General features: G+C 70.6%; 15 protein-coding genes. 7 read left to right on the forward strand and 8 right to left on the reverse strand.

The window, feature by feature from the left end; genetic code table 11:
- The first annotated feature begins 21 nt into the window (after nt 1-21).
- From ACZ69Q_RS13210 to ACZ69Q_RS13220, 3 genes are all read left to right on the forward strand, one after another.
- A complete protein-coding gene (locus ACZ69Q_RS13210; protein WP_471041019.1) occupies nt 22-1080 on the forward strand; it encodes an NAD-dependent epimerase/dehydratase family protein in 1059 nt (352 codons plus the stop codon).
- Nucleotides 1081-1438: 358 nt separating this feature from the next.
- A complete protein-coding gene (locus ACZ69Q_RS13215; RefSeq protein WP_471041020.1) occupies nt 1439-2971 on the forward strand; it encodes a C40 family peptidase in 1533 nt (510 codons plus the stop codon).
- A gap of 303 nt (nt 2972-3274) precedes the next feature.
- Entirely contained in the window at nt 3275-4279 is a 1005-nt protein-coding gene (locus tag ACZ69Q_RS13220; RefSeq protein WP_471041022.1) for a substrate-binding domain-containing protein, read from the forward strand.
- A gap of 121 nt (nt 4280-4400) precedes the next feature.
- On the opposite strand, the gene ACZ69Q_RS13225 is transcribed toward ACZ69Q_RS13220, so the two are convergent.
- The gene (locus tag ACZ69Q_RS13225; protein WP_471041024.1) at nt 4401-5405 is read right to left on the reverse strand and encodes a LacI family DNA-binding transcriptional regulator; all 1005 of its coding nucleotides are present in this window, start codon (nt 5403-5405) and stop codon (nt 4401-4403) included.
- 208 nt (nt 5406-5613) lie between these two features.
- Here ACZ69Q_RS13225 and ACZ69Q_RS13230 point away from each other — a divergent pair, with 208 nt between their 5' ends.
- The 4 genes from ACZ69Q_RS13230 to ACZ69Q_RS13245 are packed head-to-tail and all read left to right on the forward strand — an operon-like array spanning nt 5614 to nt 9948.
- On the forward strand, nt 5614-6576 hold the full coding sequence (locus tag ACZ69Q_RS13230; protein WP_471041026.1) for a TIM barrel protein: 963 nt from the start codon (nt 5614-5616) through the stop codon (nt 6574-6576).
- An 11-nt stretch (nt 6577-6587) separates the two neighbouring features.
- Complete coding sequence (locus ACZ69Q_RS13235; protein WP_471041028.1) at nt 6588-8012, forward strand: sugar porter family MFS transporter; 1425 nt, start codon at nt 6588-6590, stop codon at nt 8010-8012.
- A gap of 53 nt (nt 8013-8065) precedes the next feature.
- On the forward strand, nt 8066-9082 hold the full coding sequence (locus ACZ69Q_RS13240; RefSeq protein ID WP_471041030.1) for a Gfo/Idh/MocA family oxidoreductase: 1017 nt from the start codon (nt 8066-8068) through the stop codon (nt 9080-9082).
- Nucleotides 9079-9948, forward strand: coding sequence for a sugar phosphate isomerase/epimerase family protein (locus tag ACZ69Q_RS13245; RefSeq protein WP_471041031.1), 870 nt, complete (start codon nt 9079-9081; stop codon nt 9946-9948). The genes ACZ69Q_RS13240 and ACZ69Q_RS13245 overlap by 4 nt, the downstream gene beginning before the upstream one ends.
- Before the next feature lie 13 nt (nt 9949-9961).
- Here ACZ69Q_RS13245 and ACZ69Q_RS13250 read toward each other — a convergent pair whose 3' ends face one another.
- The 7 genes from ACZ69Q_RS13250 to ACZ69Q_RS13280 form a co-directional block, all read right to left on the reverse strand.
- Nucleotides 9962-11188 (reverse strand): cytochrome P450, encoded by a 1227-nt coding sequence (locus ACZ69Q_RS13250; RefSeq protein ID WP_471041033.1) that lies wholly within the window; start codon nt 11186-11188, stop codon nt 9962-9964.
- A 109-nt stretch (nt 11189-11297) separates the two neighbouring features.
- Nucleotides 11298-12251 (reverse strand): MvdC/MvdD family ATP grasp protein, encoded by a 954-nt coding sequence (locus ACZ69Q_RS13255; protein ID WP_471041036.1) that lies wholly within the window; start codon nt 12249-12251, stop codon nt 11298-11300.
- A gap of 15 nt (nt 12252-12266) precedes the next feature.
- Nucleotides 12267-12458: a putative ATP-grasp-modified RiPP gene (gene tgmA / locus ACZ69Q_RS13260; protein WP_471041038.1), complete on the reverse strand. Its 192-nt coding sequence runs from the start codon at nt 12456-12458 to the stop codon at nt 12267-12269.
- Nucleotides 12459-12666: 208 nt separating this feature from the next.
- Nucleotides 12667-13860, reverse strand: coding sequence for an esterase-like activity of phytase family protein (locus ACZ69Q_RS13265; RefSeq protein ID WP_471041040.1), 1194 nt, complete (start codon nt 13858-13860; stop codon nt 12667-12669).
- Between the two features lie 61 nt (nt 13861-13921).
- Entirely contained in the window at nt 13922-15397 is a 1476-nt protein-coding gene (locus ACZ69Q_RS13270) for an MFS transporter (RefSeq protein WP_471041538.1), read from the reverse strand.
- 188 nt (nt 15398-15585) lie between these two features.
- Nucleotides 15586-17013 (reverse strand): cytochrome P450, encoded by a 1428-nt coding sequence (locus ACZ69Q_RS13275; protein ID WP_471041042.1) that lies wholly within the window; start codon nt 17011-17013, stop codon nt 15586-15588.
- A gap of 114 nt (nt 17014-17127) precedes the next feature.
- Complete coding sequence (locus ACZ69Q_RS13280; RefSeq protein ID WP_471041043.1) at nt 17128-18525, reverse strand: FAD-binding oxidoreductase; 1398 nt, start codon at nt 18523-18525, stop codon at nt 17128-17130.
- Nucleotides 18526-18643 lie beyond the last annotated feature (118 nt).

Genomic DNA, 18643 nt, shown 5'->3' on the forward strand with positions numbered 1-18643 from the left:
CGGGACGTGAGGGGTGAGGGCATGGGCTCGGACGGTTCGGCAGCCGTACTGGTGACCGGCGGCAGCGGCTTCGTCGGCAGTCATCTGGTGCACCGGCTTCTGGAGCGCGGCCACCACGTCCACGCCACCGTCCGCAGCACGGCCGCCACGGCCAAGGTGCGACCGCTGCGCGAGATGCAGGACGCGCATCCCGGTCGACTGTCCCTGTTCGAGGCGGACCTGCTGGCCGAGGGCGCCTTCGACGAGGCGATGACCGACTGCCGGACGGTGTTCCATGTGGCGTCGCCGTTCCGCATGCCGGAGAAGATCAAGGACGGCCGCCGGGACATGGTGGACCCGGCCCTGCTCGGCACGCGCAATGTACTGTCGGCCGTCGAGCGGACTCCCACGGTGGAGCGGCTCGTGCTCACCTCCACCGTGGGCACGATCTTCGGTGACTACGCGGACGTCCTGAAGATGGACGACGAGATGCTCTCCGAGCGGTACTTCAACACCACCAGCACAGTGGAGAACAACCCGTACCACTACGCCAAGACGGTCGCGGAGCGCGCCGCCCGGGACGCCGAGGCCGCCCAGGGCCGCTGGAGCATGGTGTCGGTCAACCCCGGCCTGATCCTGGGTCCGTCCCTGACACCCGCCTCCGAGTCCGGCAGCCTGTTCCTGCTCCAGGAGCTGTTCAAGGGCTACTTCTTCTACGGCGCCCCGGACTTCAGCTTCACCACGGCGGACGTGCGCGACGTGGCCGACGCGCACATCGCGGCCGCCGAGAACCCGGACGCGAAGGGCCGTTACATCGTCGCCGCCGAGACCATGACGTCGTTCCACGAGATGTCCCGCATCCTGCGGACCCGCTACCCCCGCGACCTCCGGCTCCCGCGGACCGCGCTCCCGCACTGGCCGGTGCGGATCCTCGGCCCCGCCTTCGGCCTGACGCAGGATTACATCCGTAAACACCTCGGCATCCGGTTCCGGGTGGACAACAGCCGCAGTGTGAGCGAACTGGGCATCACCTACCGCCCGATCGAGCAGACGGTCCTCGACCACTACGAAGCGTGGCGGCGTCAGCGCACTGCGAAGTGAATCCGGCCGCCGCTCCCCCGCAAGCGTCGAAGGTCACAGAAACGTATCGGACATTTAGCGCCTCAACCTTCACGGGAGGCGCACAAGTTGGCTAGGTTACGGCTCAGGCCACACGACGACCTCCGGCGAACCCCGCCGGGACGCGTGGCCTCCGCCGAGTCCGGTGCGCTCAATGAGGTTCACCGGAGCCGGGGACCCAACCGAACTTGGGGTGAATCGGCCAACTGCCCTTCGGGGCAAGGGGTTGTAGGGCACACCTTCCGATTCGACCGCCCGAACCCTCCCCCAGAGCCTGAACGACCTGGGGGTACCCCCACCGCTAACTCGGTAGGCGGAGTACGGAAGGAGTACGTCGCCCATGGCGCCGGAAGGCACCGCGCGGCCGGGGGCTCTCAGCCTGCCCGGCATGCGCAACTCCGCACTCGCGTCGGCGGCCCTCACCTCGGTGGCGCTGCTCGGCCAGACGGCGGGCGCCGCCCCCGCGTCGGCGGACGAGGCACCCAGCCGCGAGGAAGTGAGCCGACGGATCACCTCCCTCTACGACCGCGCCGAGACCGACTCGGGGACCTTCAACGCCACCCGCGCAGCGTCGACGGGGCCGCGCAAGCGCGGTGCCCGGCCGGCTGACGCCGGATCCGCGCCCGCCGGAACACGGGCGAGCGAGGACAGGCGCGGCGACCCCGCTCTCGACAGCGTGACCCGGCAGTGGTTCGACGTCGCGCGTGCAAAGCTTGGCCCGACCGTGCCGGCCGCGCTGCCGGCCGACAGAACGCCGGCCCGTCCCGCCGAACGCAGGCCCGCGCGTGCGATGCAGGACCTCGCCCCGGCGTGGGAGTCGACCGGCCGTGCGCCGCTGGAGCTGCCCGCCGCGCCGGTCAGGGAGTTGACGTCCGGTCCGGCCGTCGGAGCGGCTCCGGTTGCCGAGCTGACCGCCGGCCCCGTCGCCGCCCTGCCGGCCGCGCCCGAGACCCCGTCGGCGGACCTCCAGGCCACCCAGGTGATGCCGGCCGTCCTCGCCCTGCCGGCGTCGACCGCCTCGGCCTCCGCGGCAGTCCCGGCCATCGACTCCGCCGCCGATCCGCAGACGCGGGCCTCGCTGCGGACGACCAAGGAGCAGAACCGGCGCAAGCTCGACCGGGCCCGAGAGCTGCTGTCCCTGTACGCCACGGGGCAGAGCGCCCCCTCGGCGGCCATCGCCGCGCTGCCCGCGTCCGACACCTGGGGCACCCCGCCGGCCCAGGCCCAGCCCTCGGCGGAGGACCAGTGGCAGGCCCTGCAAGCGCAGTCGGCAGCCGACCTGACCACCGTCCCGCCCGGCGCGACGGCCTGGCCGACGACCGCACCGGCGGCTCCGGCGACGGATCCCCTCACGACCACCATCACGGACCCCTACCTCGGCACCCTCACCACGCCGACACCACCGACCGCCACCCCGACCACCATCACGGACCCCTACCTCGGCACCCTCACGACGGCCACGCCACCGGCCACTACTCCGGCGGCCACCACCACCGCCGTCACGTCGACGGTTTCGCAGGACACCCGCGCCATCCGGGCCCTGGAGTTCGCCCGCGCCCAACTGGGCAAGCCCTGCGTCTGGGGCACGACCGGCCCCGAGGCGTTCGACGGCCCCGGTCTCACCCAGGCCGCCTGGAAGGCCGCCGGCATCACGCTCCCGCGCACGGCCCCGGAGCAGGCGACGGCGGGGCAGGGTGTCGCCCTGACCCACCTCGAACTCGGTGACCTGGTGCTCTTCCACGCCGGGCACGTCGGCATCTACTCCGGGAACGGCATGATGATCCACGCCCCGGGGCCCGGTGCGCTCATACGCGAGGAGTCGATCCAGTACGCCGGGGAGTCGGCGATCCACAGCGCGATACGGCCCGCCTGAGCCGTCGGCCGACCCGGCCACCGAACCGCCCTCACCACCCCGTCTCGTCCGAGGCGGGGTGGCGTTGTGTCGCCCGAGGCCGCGCTGCGCCTCACGCACCCGCCGCAGCGGCCGACTCGCCCTTCCACCTCGGCCTTGTCGATACGTCCTGACAAACCCATTGACATCATCTGCGGGCGGCCGCATAGTTCCTGCCACTAGAGCGCGCTAGTGGAGCGCTCCAGCCTTTGACCGGCGGGCGGAACCCGTGAACCTCCCCCACCTGAGAACCCGCCCCGATCAGCACAGCGAGGTGCATGGGACATGCGCAGACACCACCGAGCCGCCGGCCTGACGGCCGCCGCCCTGGCCGCCGCCCTGTTCGCCGCGGGATGCTCCAGCGGCTCCGGCGGGAAGGACTCCGAGGAGGGCTCCGCGGACACCTCGGCGGGCAAGGCCACGACTCCCCGGATGACCGTTGCCATGGTCACTCACGCGGCCCCCGGTGACACCTTCTGGGACCTGATCCGCAAGGGCGCCGAGGCCGCCGCCGCCAAGGACAACATCAAGCTCGTCTACTCCAGCGACCCGAGCGCCGGCAACCAGGCCAACCTGGTGCAGAACGCCATCGACCAGAAGGTCGACGGCATCGCCCTCACCGCGGCCAAGCCGAGCGCGATGAAGGCCGTGGTCGCCAAGGCCACGGCGGCCGGTATCCCGGTCGTCGGCTTCAACTCCGGCCTGGACGACTGGAAGGCACTCGGCATGCTCGAGTACTTCGGCCAGGACGAGAACATCGCCGGCGCGGCCTTCGGCGAGCGGCTCGGCGAGACCGGCGCCAAGCACGCGCTGTGCGTCATCCAGGAACAGGGCCATGTCGCACTGGAGGCCCGCTGCGCCGGTCTGAAGAAGGGTTTCAAGGGCAGGTCGGACATCCTCTACGTCAACGGCACCGACATGCCGTCCGTGAAGTCGACGATCACCGCCAAGCTCCAGCAGGACTCCTCCATCGACCAGGTGGTCACGCTCGGCGCCCCGTTCGCGCTGACCGCCGTGCAGTCGGTGTCCGACGCGGGCAGCACGGCCAAGGTGGCCACGTTCGACCTCAACAAGGAGCTGGTGACGGCCGTCCAGGACGGCAAGGTCGAGTTCGCCATCGACCAGCAGCCCTATCTCCAGGGCTACCTGGCGGTCGACTCGCTGTGGCTGTACAGGACCAACGGCAACTTCAGCGGGGGCGGCAGTGCTCCGGTGCTGACCGGGCCCGCCTTCATCACCAAGGACAACGTGGACGCGGTCGCCGAGTTCGCCGCGAAGGGCACGCGCTAGGCGCGTACATCGAAAGGCACTCGCTGGACCCGTAATTCGAGAGGCACGCGCCAGGCGCGTACATGGACAGGCGAGGCCGGCCGTGGCCGCGACGGGGCGCGGCCGGCCTCGCCGCTGTTCGTCAGCGGGCCGGCTCCTGCGGGGCCGGCCCGCTCGTGCCGCGCACGACGAGCTTGGGGTCCAGCACGGCCTCGCGCGGCTTCAGTTCGGGATCCTCCAGCCGCTCCACGGCGAACCGCACCGCATGCTCGGCCAGCAGGACCGCGTCCTGGCGGACGGTGGTCAGGCCGATCGGCATCAGGTGGGAGAGATGGCTGTCGTCGTAGCCCACCACGGACATGTCGCGCGGGACCTCGACGCCCGAGCGCGTCAGGGACATCAACAGGCCCATCGCGCACCGGTCGTTGCCCGCGAGGACCGCCGTCGGCAGGGGCAGCCCGCGCTCGCGCTCCGCCAGCAGCATGCGGCCCGCCTCGATGCCCGACTCCTCGGTGTGGGTGCCGGGAATCACCCGCTGCTCGGCCTCCAGTCCGTGCCGCCGCATCGCGGCCCGGTAGGCGCGCCGCCGCTCGGCCGAGCCGGGGCCGCGCCCGCCGTCGATGTGCACGATCCGGCGGTGGCCCAGTTCCACGAGGTGGTCCATGGCCTGGCGCACGCCCTTGCCCTCGGCGCTGTGCACGAAGTCCACATGGGCGCCGGGCGCGCGCCGCGCGACCGAGACGGTTGCCGCGCGGTGTCCGAGTTCGTCGAGGTAGCCCGGCTCGGCGTCGGGGGCGAGCAGGATCAGGCCCTCGCAGCGGTGGCTGAGCAGGGCCTCGATCGCCTTGTCCTCGCCGCGGCCGGCGGTCGTCCCGGAGAGCAGCACGTCGTAACCGAGCCGCTCCGCCTCCGGGTAGATGCCCGCGATGAGGTCCGTGTGGAAGGTCTGGTGGACGATGAACATCACGCCGAGCGTGCGGCTGCGGCCCCGGGCGAGCAGCCGGGCCGCGTTGTCCGGCCGGTAGCCGATCTCGTCGGCGACGCGCAGCACCCGCTCCCGGGTCTCGCTGCCCGCACCGGGCAGACCCCGGAAGACGATCGAGACGAGCGCCCGGGAGACGCCCGCCTTCTGGGCGACGTCCGCCATCGTGGGCCGCTGACGGCCTGCCGCATCCACCCTGTGAACCCACCCTTCGACGCCGTTCACCTTAGCCAGGTCTCGAAATCTCCCAGCAACAAGCTATTGACATGACATTTGGACCAGGGTCATCGTACTCGAACTAGAGCGCGCTAGTAGAGCGCGACAGAAGATTCGTGGACACCACCACTGACGTCCCCTCCCCGAAGGACTTGTCATGGCAACGGCGCCAACCTCGCTCCGCACCACCGCTGGCAACCTGTGCCTGGGCTCGGCCCCCGACTCGTGGGGCGTGTGGTTCCCCGAGGACGACCAGCAGGTCCCGTACACCCGCTTCCTCGACGAGCTCGCCGCGGCGGGGTACGAGTGGCTGGAGCTCGGGCCGTACGGCTATCTCCCCACCGACCCCCGGCAGCTCAAGGACGAGCTCGACGCGCGCGGCCTCAAGGTCTCCGGCGGCACCGCCTTCGGCGCGCTGCACCGGCCCGGGGCATGGGACGGGATGCTCACCCATGTCCGGCAGGTCGCCGAGCTGACCGCCGCCGCCGGCGCCCACCACCTGGTTCTCATCCCGCCGATGTACCGGGACGAGAAGACCGGCGGGTTCACCGAGTCGCCGGTGCTGACCGCCGGGCAGTGGGCGGGCTTCGGCAAGGCCGCCGACCGGCTCGGCAGGCTGCTCCTGGACGAGTGCGACGTACGTCTCGTCATCCACCCGCACGCCGACAGCCACATCCAGAGCCAACCGGAGATCGAGCGGCTGCTGAACGAGTCGGACCCCCGCTGGACGAACCTCTGCCTGGACACCGGGCACGTCGCCTACGGCGGCGGCGACAACGTCGACCTGATCCGCCGTTTCGGTGAGCGCGTCGGATACGTGCACATCAAGCAGATGGACCCGGACGTCCTCGTCCAGGTCGCGGCGGAGGACCTGTCGTTCGGCGAGGCCGTCAAGCGCGGAGTGTGTGTCTCACCGCCCGCGGGCGTGCCGGATCCCGCCGACGTCGTGGCCGAACTGGCCCGCCTGGAGGCCGAGTTGTTCGTGATCGTCGAGCAGGACCTGTACCCGTGCGCGCCCGAGGTGCCGCTGCCCATCGCCATGGATACGCGTGAGCACCTGGCGGGCTGCGGCCTGACCGGGACGCGACGCCCCGCCCTCAAGACACCCGGTCACCAGTGAGGAGGCGGCCCATGGATGTCAGGGACGACGCGGCCGAGACCGCTGCCACCGTCACACAGGAGGCCCCGCCCGCGGTCTCGCGCCGGCTGCGGCTCATCACCGTCATCGCCACCTTCGGCGGACTGCTCTTCGGCTATGACACCGGCGTCATCAACGGCGCCCTGCCGTACATGACCGACGACCTCGGCCTGACCGCCGTCACCGAGGGCATGGTCACCAGTTCGCTGCTGCTGGGCGCGGCCCTGGGTGCCGTCGCCGGTGGGCGGTTGTCGGACGCGCGCGGCCGGCGTCGTACGATCCTTGTCCTCGCGGTGCTGTTCTTCATCGGCGCGCTCGGCTGCACACTGGCGCCGACGACCGCCGTCATGGTCGTGGCCCGGTTCGTGCTCGGCCTCGCGGTGGGCGGCGCGTCGGTGACGGTGCCGGTCTACCTCGCGGAGGTCTCCCCCGCCGAGCGGCGCGGCGCGCTGGTCACCCGTAACGAACTGATGATCGTCAGCGGTCAGTTGCTGGCGTTCACCTCCAACGCGGTCATCGCACGGGTGGGCGGCGAGTCCGGCGGGGTGTGGCGCTGGATGCTGATGATCGCCACCGTCCCGGCCGTCGTGCTGTGGTTCGGCATGCTGGTCATGCCCGAGAGCCCGCGCTGGCTCGCCTCCCAGGCCCGGTTCGGCGAGGCCCTGGAAGTCCTCAGGCAGGTCAGGTCCCGGCAGCGCGCCGAGGCCGAGCTCGCCGAAGTGTCCGCGCTCGCCGTCAAGGAGGAGCAGGAGCGGCTCGGCGGCTGGCAGGACATGAAGGCCACCCCGTGGATCCGCAGGCTGATGCTCATCGGCTTCGGCATCGCGATCGTGCAGCAGATCACCGGCGTCAACACGATCATGTACTACGGCACCCAGATCCTCACCGACGCCGGCTTCGCCGCCGACAGCGCGCTGACGGCGAACATCGCCAACGGCGTGATCTCGGTGCTGGCCACCTTCGTCGGCATCTGGCTGCTCGGCCGGGTCAACCGGCGCCCCATGCTGATGGCGGGTCAGATCGGCACCACAGCGGCCCTGTTGCTGATCGGTGTCTTCTCGCTGGTGCTGCCGTCCGGTGATGCCCGTGCCTACGCCGTGCTCGCCATGACCGTCACCTTCCTCGCCTTCCAGCAGGGCGCGATCTCGCCGGTGACGTGGCTGATGCTGTCGGAGATCTTCCCGATGCGGATGCGCGGCTTCGGCATGGGGGTCGCGGCCGTGGTGCTGTGGCTGACCAACTTCGTGATCGGGCTGGTCTTCCCCTCGTTGGTGTCCGCCATCGGGATCTCCAACACCTTCTTCCTGTTCGTGGTGGCGGGCCTGTTCTCGCTCACCTTCGTGAAGCTCTACGTCCCCGAGACGAAGGGCCGCTCGCTCGAGACCCTCGAAGCCGAACTCCGGGCGCGCTTCTCCTGAACACCCGTCCCCGGGTCCGTCGCGGCCGGGGACCGCAGAAAGGACCACCACCCATGACCGTACGAGTGGGCGTCATCGGCGCCGGCTGGATCGGCAAGGAGCACATCCGGCGGCTGACCAACACCGTCACCGGCGCCCGGGTCACCGCGGTCACCGACATCGACGCCGCCCGCGCCGAGGACGCGGCGGCCCCGGTCGGCGCCCGCGTACTGCCCGACGGCGCCGCCGTGATCGCGGCGGACGACGTCGACGCCGTCCTGGTGACGTCCTGGGGCCCGACCCACGCCGAGCACGTGCTGGGCGCCGTCGCCGCTGGGAAGCCGGTGTTCTGCGAGAAGCCGCTCGCGACCACCGCCGAGGACTGTCTGCGGATCGTCGAGGCCGAGACCGCCCACGGCCGGCGCCTGGTGCAGGTCGGGTTCATGCGCCGCTACGACGCCGGGTACCGGCAGATGAAGCAGGTCATCGACGCCGGACGGATCGGCGAACCGCTGATCGTGCACTGCGCCCACCGCAACCCGGCCGTCCCTAAGTCGTACACCTCCGAGATGGCCGCCCTCGACACGGCCGTGCACGAGGTCGACGTGCTTCGCTGGCTGCTGGACGACGAGATCGTCTCCACCCAGGTCATCACCCCGCGCTCCACGAGCAAGCGGTTCGCGCACCTCAAGGACCCGCAGATCATGCTCTTCGAGACGGCCAAGGGCGTCCGCATCGACCTGGAGGTCTTCGTCAACTGCCGGTACGGCTACGACATCCAGTGCGAGGCCGTCGGCGAGGAGGGCCTCGTCCGGCTGCCCGACCCCGCCGCGGTCGGCGTACGCACCGCCGCTCAGCACAGCACCGAGGTGCTCACGGACTGGGTGGGCCGCTTCCGGGACGCCTTCGACACCGAGTTCCGCGAGTGGATCGCGGGCATCGCCGCCGGCGACGAGCCCACCGGGCCCTCCGCCTGGGACGGCTACGCCGCGACCGTGATCACCGCCGCGACCGTCGAGGCCCTTGGGTCGGGCCGCGTCGTCGCCACCGACCTCAAGCCCCGTCCCGCCTTCTACGGAGGTGCCGCGTGAAGATCGCCCTCGACCCGTACATGTTCCGCGCGCTGTCCATCGACGAGTTGGTGCGCACCGTCGCCGAACTCGGCTACGACTACATCGAGTTGTCGCCGCGCGACGATTTCATGCCGTTCTTCCTGCACCCGCGCGCCGACAACGAGCGGATCGCCGAGTTGAAGGGCGCCCTGCGCACGCACGGCGTCGAGCTGTCCTCCGTGCTGCCGCTGTACAAGTGGTCCTCGCCGGACGAGACGGAACGGCAGGCGGCCGTCCGCTACTGGAAGCGGATGATCGAGATCACCGCCGACCTCGGATGTCCGCTCATGAACAGCGAGTTCAACGGCCGTCCCGAGCGCGCCGCCGAGAGCGAGGCCGCCTTCTGGCGCTCGCTGGAGGAGCTGCTCCCGGTGTTCGAGCGTGAAGGCATCGCCCTGAACCTGGAGGCGCACCCGGACGACTTCTGCGAGGAGAACGCCCCCGCGGTCGACCTGGTCCGAGCGATCGACAAGCCCTGGGTGAACTACCTCTACTGCGCCCCGCACTCCTTCCATCTCTCCGGGGCCTCGCAGGTCGGCGCCGACATCGCGGCGATGATGCGCTACGCCGGCGACAAGCTCCGGCATGTGCACATCGCGGACTCCTTCAACCACAAGGGCTCCTCCGGCCTGCGCTACATCCTCAACCCGCCCGGCACCCCGGCCCGTATCCACCAGCACCTGGACATCGGCCAGGGCGAGGTCGACTGGGACGCCTTCTTCGGCACGCTGCGCGAGCTGGACTTCGACGGCGTCGCCACGGCCTGCGTCTTCGCCTGGGAGGAACGGGCGAAGGAGTCCTCGGCTTTCATGCTGGACCGCATCCGCAAGGAGCTGGCCGCGTAGGCGGTACGACGGTTCAGGCGGCCTTCAGCGTGAGCGGCAGGGCGCCGAAGCCGCTGAGGAAGTTGGAGTGGACGGGCCTGGCGGGACCCGTCTGCTCCATCTCCGCTACGAGGTCACGCAGCCCGGCCAGTACGGCCCCGATCTCCGCGCGGGCCAGGTACGCGCCGAGGCAGAAGTGGGGACCGTGGGCGAAGGTGAGGTGCTTGTTGGGCGTGCGGTCCAGCCGCAGCTCTCCCGGGGCGTCGAAGACCAGCTCGTCCTGGTTGGCGGAGGCGTTCCAGACGGTGACGATGTCGCCGGCCCGCACCGGGTGGCCGCCGATCTCGGTGTCGGTGGTCGCGGTACGCCCGGCGTGCAGCGCGGGGGTCGTCCAGCGCAGGATCTCCTCGACGGCCGTTTCGACGGGAGCGTCGTCGCGCTTGAGGGCCTGCCACTGGCCGGGGTGCTCCAGCAGCGCGAGGGCGGCGCCGACCATGGACAGCCTGGCCGTCTCGTCGCCGCCGAGGATCAGGCTGTAGCAGTTGAGCATGATCTCGTCGTCGTCCAGCGGCAGGCCGTTCACCTCGCTGCCGGCCAGCAGTGTGATGACGTCCGAGTGGCCGCTGTCGCGCCGGTCGCGGGCGAGTTCGGCGAAGTAGAGCAGGATCTCGTTCCTGGCGATCCAGGCGTCGGCCGCCGTGCTGTCGGCCTCGTGCGAACCCAGCGCTGAGGACGTCAGACTCAGCACATGCGCCCGGTCGTGGTCGGGGACGCCCAGCAGGTCACAGATCGCACCGAGGGGTACGCGGGCTGCCACGTCGGCGGCGAAGTCGCAGCGGCCCTTTTCCAGCGCGTCCTGAAGCAGCCGGGTCACCGTGCGCCGCACGCTTTCCACGATCGGCTGCAACGCCCGTGGTGAGAACGCCGACATCAGCACCCGGCGCAGTCCGGTGTGCTTCTCCCCGTCGGTGATGGGGAGCATGCGCCCGGACGCGGTGTCGCCGCCGGCGAGCAGGGTCTGCAGGACATTGCCTCCCTCGGAGGTGAAGCGTGCGCTGTCGCGGTAGACGGCTATGACGTCGGCGTGCCGGGTCACGGCCCAGAACCCGGGAGCCGTGTCGGTCGCCGGGTTCCAGTGGACCGGCCGGCGCTGCCTCAAGTGGCGCCACACGGCGGACAGGTCCCGCTCGGCGTGCAACCGCGGATCGGCCAGGTCCAGCGTGTCGAGCTCGTCCGGCGCGATCGTCCGCCGCGTGGTCATCGCATGTCCTCCCCTTGTCCGCCGGTGCGTCGGTCCCGGTGCGCCCATGGCCCGGGGGCGGGCTTGTGGGCGCACGTCGGACCGGTGCTCCTCAACGTAGTCCAGGGACTCAACCACGGCCCTCCGCGCGGCGGTCCGACCTGCGCTGGGCCAGCCACAGGGCGACCTCCTCGGCGATCGGCTGTCCGGTCTCCAGCTCCACGAAGCCGAACTGGCCGCCCTGGTTGCACTCCAGGAACCACCAGATGCCGTCCTCGTCCTCGGCTAAGTCGAAGGCCGCGTACGCCAGTCCGGCGAGCGTGACGTACTCGTGCACCGACTTGCCGATGCGGTCGGGGACCGGGACCGGCTCCCAGCCGTGCCCGGTTTCCCCGAACCGCCCGTCGACCTGGCCGGGCTCGGCCGTCTTGCGCGCGGCGAACAGCCGGGTGCCGACGCAGGTCAGCCGGATGTCGGCGCGTTTGGGTATGTACCGCTGGAGCAGCGCGGGCCCGGCCGCGACGGCGGAGAAGTCCGCGTCGGGGCCGATCAGGGTGGTGGGCAGGGTCAGCACGGGGTCACCGGGCGGCGGCCCCGAGGCGGACTTCACCACGACGTCCCGGTGCTCCTCGACGAACTCCCGCGCCAGCCGGGGTGCGGTGGTGAAGACCGTCGGCGGCACCGCGAAGCCACTGAGGTGGGCGACCCTGAGCTGCCAGGGCTTCAGCCGGGCCTGATCGGCGTTGCGCGGGTGGTTCATCCACCGTGCGGCGGCGGAGTGGAGCATCCCGTACAGCGCCTGCCGGGTCTCGGCGGTCAGCCACGGCGAGGGGGTGGCCGCGTGTGCGGCCGGCTCGCCGGGCCTGCGCACCCAGATGGAGCGCAGGCCGCCCATGCTGAGCACATGCCCGTTGACCGACAGATGGCCGTCGAAGTCGCCGTAGGCGTAGTCGGCGGCCAGCACGGCCTTGCCCGGCAGGTCGGCGGGGTCCAGCCGCAGCACGGGCGTCCCTGTCGCGTGCAGTGCGGCCACCACCATGTCGGCGGTCACGTCCTCCTCGGACGTCAGGATGAGAACCGTCATGCGCGGACCGGTTCGTCAGTCGTCGAAGTGGGTCGCGGACCCGGCGGTGGACGTCGTCGTGCCGACCGCGAGCAGGAGGTCCGGGTCACTTACGGCGGGCCGGCCGTCGGGCAGCATGTTGAGCTGCCGGGCCGGATCGAAGTGATAAGGCGTCACCGCCTGAGAAATCCCGCCGGGAAACGCGTACTTGAGGGTGAACGGTTGCACTTTAAACCTCCACTGGTGGCGTTGTCTGAATTACCGTCCCTTACGCACTGCTTGCGTAAGGAATTCATCACTTTCCGCCACACCGGGGTGAAGGTCATCACATTGCGCTGCCGCTATTACGGGCGTATGGACGGCAGTTGTGCACCACGCGGAACATGCGGCGGCCGGACCGCTCGTCCCCTCGAACGGTCCGGCCGTGTCACGGCTTTCAGCGCAGCGCGCGCTTGTCCGCGTGCAGCGGGGCGGAGAGCCGGATGGTGATGAACTCGTTGTCGTCGGCCTTGCCGGCCGTACGGCCCGAGGAGAACGGGAAGTTGTTGTCGTTGAGGACCGCGAGCGTGCGGTCGTCGACGAGGTTCACGTCCTCGATCGTCTGGAACGGGAAGCGGAACGTCTCCCCGAAGCCGCCGAGCCCCTTGGGGTTGGCGATGTCCAGCAGGTCGGCGACCAGGGTCTTGTCCATCAGGCCGTCGCCGTCGCGGTCCCGGGTGTCGGCCAGGTAGATGCGCTTGAACTTGGCCGTGTCGCCCTGCCCGCCGTCACGCTCGATGACCAGGAACCGGTGCCGGTCGACGGCGATGGCGTCGCCGATGGCGTTCGCGGTCGACTCCAGGCGGTAGACGTACCGCTTCCCGGTGTACTTGCCCTTGCACAGATCGAACTCACTGAACCGCAGGTCACCGGGAGTGTCGCCGGTCACCGTGCCCTCCAGGAGCGGGTAGAGGTGACGGCCGTCGACGGAGCGGACGAGGCCCTCGAAGCCCTTGCTGCCGGCTATGGTCGGCTGGGCGCCGTTCAGGTACGGGTTCTCCGGCGCCTGCACGCCGTCCAGCGCGATCGGCGCCTCGAGGAGGCGTCCCTTGGCGGAGAAGTGCAGCAGCCAGGGGCCGAACTCGTCGCCGATCCAGTACGTACCGTCGGGCATCCGCTGGATCGACTCGACGTCGAAGTCGGCGCCGGTCAGCACCCGGTCGGCCCGCGTCAGCGCGAACGGCACATGACGGTCGGGGTCGCTCAGGTTGAACCCGCCGAGCACCGTGACCTTGCCGGTGCGCGTGTCCGGCTCGATGCGGTTCACGCGCAGCAGGAAGTCGGCGCTGTTGGCCTTGCTGCCGTAGCCGTTGTCCGACAGCACGTCGAAGGTTCCGTCGCGCCGGTTCACCACACCGCTGAAGCCCTGCACCGGCTGGTGCGCGAAGGGCGCCGCGATCCCGTTGAAGGGGCCCGCGCCGATGGCGGCGCCGGACGGCTCGCTGCCCGGCACGAACGTCTCGGCCGGCAGCGACGCGAAGCCGGTCAGAGTGGCCCGGCCGAAGCCGGATCCGCCCGGGTGGGCCACCGCGGGGGACGCGAGGCCGGCGGTCAGCACCGCGGCGCTGACCATGATCGAAATTCTTCTCATGGCGCGCACAGTAAGAGCACCGGGTGACGGTTGTGCCAACGACAGACGTCCACCCCGAATCTCAGGGCGTCGGCATCCCGCCCTGGAGCCGCTCCAGGTCGGAAGGGCGCACCTGGATGACGAGCAGGGCGATCACCGCGGCGATCCCGGTGAAGATCGCGGCCGCGATGAAGGCGGCCGATATGCCGGAGGTGAGGATCTGGTCGGCGTACTGCGACGGGAGCTGCCCGGTGCGTTCGAAGCGCAGCCTTTCCAGCGGGGTCGCCTGGGACAGGAAGGCGGGGATCTGTTTGTCCGCCTCGTTGTTGCTGGCCGTACCGAAGGTGGTGACCAGGATGGACAGCCCGAGGGAACCGCCCACCTGCTGTGTGGCGTTGAGCAGTCCGGAGGCGGCCCCGGTCTCCTGGACGGTCACGTTGGACAGCGCCATCAGGGTCAGGGACACGAACTCCATGCCCATGCCGAGGCTGAAGACGAGCATGGGGCCGAGGATGCTGCCGAGGTAGGTGGAGTCGACGTCGGTCAGGGTCAGCCAGGACAGTCCGGCCGCGGCCAGGATCGCGCCCGTCACCATGAACGGCTTGGGTCCGTATTTCGGCAGGAGTTGGGAGGCGATCCCCGCGCCCACCGCGATCACCGCGCTCACCGGCAGGAAGGCGAGGCCGGCCTGGAGCGGGCTGAAGTCCAGCACGTCCTGCACGAAGAGCGTGAGGAAGAAGAACATGCCGAAGATCGCTGCGGCCAGGCTCAGCATGATGCCGTACGTGCCCGAACGGTTGCGGTCGGCGAACATGTGCAGGGGCGTGATCGGCTGTCTGGAGCGCTGCTCGACCAGGACGAACAGGATCAGGAAGACGACGGCCGCCCCGAACGAGCCCAGGGTGAGCGGGTCCCGCCAGCCGTCCTGTGCGGCCCGGATGAACCCGTACACCAGCAGCACCATGCCGATGGTGGAGGTCATCGCGCCCGCTATGTCGAAGTGCCCGGGGTGGCGCTCGGACTCCCGGATGTAGCGCGGGGTGGCGAGCACGATGAGCAGCCCTATGGGCACGTTGACGAACAGCACCCAGCGCCAGTTCAGCCACTCGACCAGGATGCCGCCCATCAGCAGCCCGATCGCGCCGCCGCCCGCCGAGACCGCGGCGAAGACGCCGAACGCCCGGTTGCGTTCGGGCCCTTCGCGGAAGGTCGTGCTGATCAGGGCGAGGGAGGTCGGGGACGCGATGGCGCCGCCGACTCCCTGGAGGGCGCGGGCGGCGAGGAGTTGCCAGGAGTTCTGGGAGAGTCCGCCGAGCAGCGAGGCGAGGACGAACAGCAGGACGCCGAAGACGAACACCCGTCGTCTGCCGAGGATGTCACCCATCCTGCCACCGAGCAGCAGCAGTCCGCCGAAGGTGAGCGTATAGGCGTTCACCACCCACGACAGGCTGGTCGTGGAGAAGTCGAGCGAGCGCTGGATGTCCGGCAGGGCGATGTTCACGATGGTGATGTCGAGGACCACCATCAGTTGGCAGGAAGCGATGACCAGCAGCGCCATACCGCTGCCGCGGCCATCACTCCGCTCCGTCTCCTGCGGGGTGGGCCGCGCTTCGTGGGTCGGCTCCGGGTTGCTCATCGCATCGCGCCGTGGACGGGGGCTCGGGGGTCGGTTCCCGCCACCATTCGAAGGTACGCCGGTGCCGGAGCAGCCTCCAGTCGATCACGGAGCGGACGGCGCCGGCCGGGTCAGCGGCCGACCCGGATCAGCCCCGTGAGATAGCGCCACAGCGATGAGCGCTGCCGGGCGGACCGGTCCGGCAGCACCGGCTCGGCGGCCTCCGGTTCCGGCGCCGACGACAGGGCCGGGGCCTGTCCGGGTGCCGGGAGCCGCTCGGTCCCCGGGGCGAGTTCGTACCGTACGGGCAGTGAGCGCAGGCCGCGCATGAACGGCGAGGAGCGCCACGGCAGTTGGTCGGCGGGAAGCGCGAGCTCCAGATGGGAGAACCGTTCGAACAGCCGGCCCACGCCGACGGCCGCGACCGTCGAGGCGAGCTGTCTGGCCGGGCACTGACGCGGGCCCGCGCCCCAGGACAGGTGCGCCCGGGTGCTGATCGTGCTGCTCGGCGCGACATGGTCGGCGAAGAGGGGGTCGGCATGCGCGGCGGCGGAGGACACCCACACCGGATCACCCGCCCGGATCGTGTAGTTGCCGAGCGGGGTGTCCTCGGCGGCGAACCGCGGGACGAAGTTCACCAGCGGCGGCTTGCGCATGACCACCCGGTTCATGGTCTCCCGGATCATCCCGGCCGACAGGCTCGCCCGGACGCCGCCGCCGTCGCCGGAGATGACCTCGACCACGGTGTTGGACATGAGGATGCCGACGTGGTCGGAGGTCATGCCGAGCAGCATGAACAGTTCACGGGCCAGCTCGTCGAGCGAGAGGCCGGGGTGCGCGGCCAGCAACTGGGAGGGGAAGTCGTCGCCCGGCTTCTCCAGCTTCACGGCAGCCAGTTCGGCGAGGGTCGCCAGCAGCCGGTCCAGGGCGGGCTCGGCGTCCGGTCCCGCGTCCAGGACCCGCCACATGTCCATCAGGGCGTCGTCGCCCTGCGATCCGGGGAAGCCCAGCAGGTGGCTGGCCACCATCAGCGGCAGCGGCCGCGAGAACTGCGCGGACAGGTCCGCGACGCCCGTGCCGCCGCCCTGTCCGACGAGGGTGATCAGTTCGTCGGCGTAGGCGGTGACGGCCGCCTTCAGCCGCTTCGCCTGCGGGTGGCCGGGGTCCTGGAACGGCTTGAGCGCCGCGTCCCACGCGGTGCGCAGCGAAGGGTATCCGGGGCCGCCCTGGATCAGTACGTGGTTGACCTCCAGGGACGGTCCGAGCGGCCAGTCGGCGGGCACCTCGCCGTCGGTGCGGGCCCGCCAGTTCTCCAGCCCCTTCGGCCAGCCCTCGTCGTCCTGGAGCACCTGGAGGGCCTCGCGGTAGCCGAGGACCAGCCACGCGGGTACACCCAGCAGGTCGACCGGTGCGACGGGTCCGTGCTGCTGCCTGAGCCGCTCGTACACGAGGGAGGGGCGTGTCTCGTAGTCGCGGGTCAACAGGGGTTCGGGGGTCAAATCCTGAAGAAGCGTACCGTCGACGCCCACGGATCCGCCCTCGCCCCACCGCGATTCCATCGCCCTGCCGCCCTCCGACACTCCGCGCACCGACGCACTACCAGTGAGTAGCCGAACACCCGTGGGGACCCTACCCCAGGCGGTGCTCGCGGGTGAACGACGGTGCGGGGGACGTCAGCCGGCGGCCGGCGGGATGTTCTGGTTGGCGTGGAAGAAGTTGTCCGGGTCGTAGGTGTGCTTGGTCGCGGCCAGCCGGTCGTAGTGGCCTCGGTAGGTCGCGCGGACGCGGTCCGTGCTCTCTCCCTCGCCGATGAAGTTGATGTAGGAGCCGCCCATGGAGTGCGGATGCAGATCGCTCCAGAAGTCGACGCTCCACTGCCTGATCGCCTCGGCGTTGGCGGGGTCCGGGTCGACGCCGGCGATCACCGCGGACCACACGGCGTCCCGGTAGGCCCAGGCCGTGTCGTCGGCGCTGACCTGGTGGGCCGCGGCGTCCACGGGATACAGGTGCATCAGGGACAGCTCGCTGGGGAGGTTCTCGCCGTACTTGTGGTGGACGTCGATCGAGGCGTCGGAGATCGTGTCGAAGAAGTCGCCGCGCCAGTACCACTGGTAGCCCTTCGGGATCAGCTCGTCGAACATGCCCTGAAGGGCCGGGTAGGGCATGGGCGTGGTGAAGTGGAAGGCGGGCGGCGCCGGTTCGTTCACCGGGGCGAGCGCCTGCTCCAGGCTGTCGTCCGCCGGGTCGCCGGTGTAGCACCAGACGACGCCGCACATCTTCTGCCCGTGGATCTCCTCGGGGAACGGCGGTCCGGGCGGGATGGTGAACAGGGTGAAGAAGCCGTTCAGGTCCTGCGGCGCGGCGGGCAGGAACTCCCGGTACCAGCGCAGCACTTCGGGCGTGCGGTCGACCGGCCATACCGTGACCGCGACCCCGACGGTGCCCACCGGGTGCAGCCGGAAGGTGAACGACGTGACGACGCCGAAGTTCCCGCCGCCGCCCCGCAGTGCCCAGAACAGGTCGGGGTGCTCGTCCTCGGACGCGGTGAGGAAGGTTCCGTCGGCGAGGACGACGTCGGCGGACAGCAGGCTGTCGACGGTCAGGCCGTACTTGCGGGTCAGATGGCCGTGGCCGCCGCCGAGGGTGAGGCCGCCCACGCCCGTCATCGAGATGATGCCGGCGGGCACGCCCAGGCCGAAGGTGTGGGCCGCGTGGTCGAGGTCGCCCAGTTGGGCACCCCCGGCGACCTGTGCGGTCATGGTGCCCGGGTCCACCCGCACTCCGCGCATGGTCGACAGGTCGAGGACGAGCGCGTCGTCGACCATGGACAGGCCGGGTCCGCTGTGGCCGCCGCCGCGCACCGCGAGCTCGACTCCGGTGTCCCTGGCGGCGGAGATCACCGTCCGCACGTCGGCGACGTCCACGCACTGCGCTATGGCCGCGGGGCGCCGGTCGATCATGGCGTTGTAGAGCGCGCGGGCCTCGTCGTAGCCGGGGTCGTGCGCAGTGATCACGGGTCCCCGCAGCGCCTCGCGCAGACCTTCCAGTGCTGTTCCGTTGATGCCGCCCATGGCCGGCTCCCTGTGTCAGGACGCTGAGCCGCGGACGGATGACGGCGCGTGACGTCCGGGCGGGCTGCGGGGGCGTGGTGCGCGGATCCGTTCGCACCTCGTGTCGTTGTATCGATTC

The organism is Streptomyces sp. NPDC036764, from assembly GCF_055609385.1.

Excerpts from the sequence above, each read along its gene's own strand:
- ACZ69Q_RS13275 (WP_471041042.1), bottom strand. The coding sequence starts at position 17,013 with ATGGAATCGCGGTGGGGCGAGGGCGGATCCGTGGGCGTCGACGGTACG.
- ACZ69Q_RS13230 (WP_471041026.1), top strand. The coding sequence starts at position 5,614 with ATGGCAACGGCGCCAACCTCGCTCCGCACCACCGCTGGCAACCTGTGC.
- ACZ69Q_RS13220 (WP_471041022.1), top strand. The coding sequence starts at position 3,275 with ATGCGCAGACACCACCGAGCCGCCGGCCTGACGGCCGCCGCCCTGGCC.
- ACZ69Q_RS13235 (WP_471041028.1), top strand. The coding sequence starts at position 6,588 with ATGGATGTCAGGGACGACGCGGCCGAGACCGCTGCCACCGTCACACAG.
- ACZ69Q_RS13215 (WP_471041020.1), top strand. The coding sequence starts at position 1,439 with ATGGCGCCGGAAGGCACCGCGCGGCCGGGGGCTCTCAGCCTGCCCGGC.
- ACZ69Q_RS13280 (WP_471041043.1), bottom strand. The coding sequence starts at position 18,525 with ATGGGCGGCATCAACGGAACAGCACTGGAAGGTCTGCGCGAGGCGCTG.
- ACZ69Q_RS13225 (WP_471041024.1), bottom strand. The coding sequence starts at position 5,405 with ATGGCGGACGTCGCCCAGAAGGCGGGCGTCTCCCGGGCGCTCGTCTCG.
- ACZ69Q_RS13210 (WP_471041019.1), top strand. The coding sequence starts at position 22 with ATGGGCTCGGACGGTTCGGCAGCCGTACTGGTGACCGGCGGCAGCGGC.
- ACZ69Q_RS13250 (WP_471041033.1), bottom strand. The coding sequence starts at position 11,188 with ATGACCACGCGGCGGACGATCGCGCCGGACGAGCTCGACACGCTGGAC.
- ACZ69Q_RS13255 (WP_471041036.1), bottom strand. The coding sequence starts at position 12,251 with ATGACGGTTCTCATCCTGACGTCCGAGGAGGACGTGACCGCCGACATG.
- ACZ69Q_RS13240 (WP_471041030.1), top strand. The coding sequence starts at position 8,066 with ATGACCGTACGAGTGGGCGTCATCGGCGCCGGCTGGATCGGCAAGGAG.
- ACZ69Q_RS13265 (WP_471041040.1), bottom strand. The coding sequence starts at position 13,860 with ATGAGAAGAATTTCGATCATGGTCAGCGCCGCGGTGCTGACCGCCGGC.
- ACZ69Q_RS13270 (WP_471041538.1), bottom strand. The coding sequence starts at position 15,397 with ATGGCGCTGCTGGTCATCGCTTCCTGCCAACTGATGGTGGTCCTCGAC.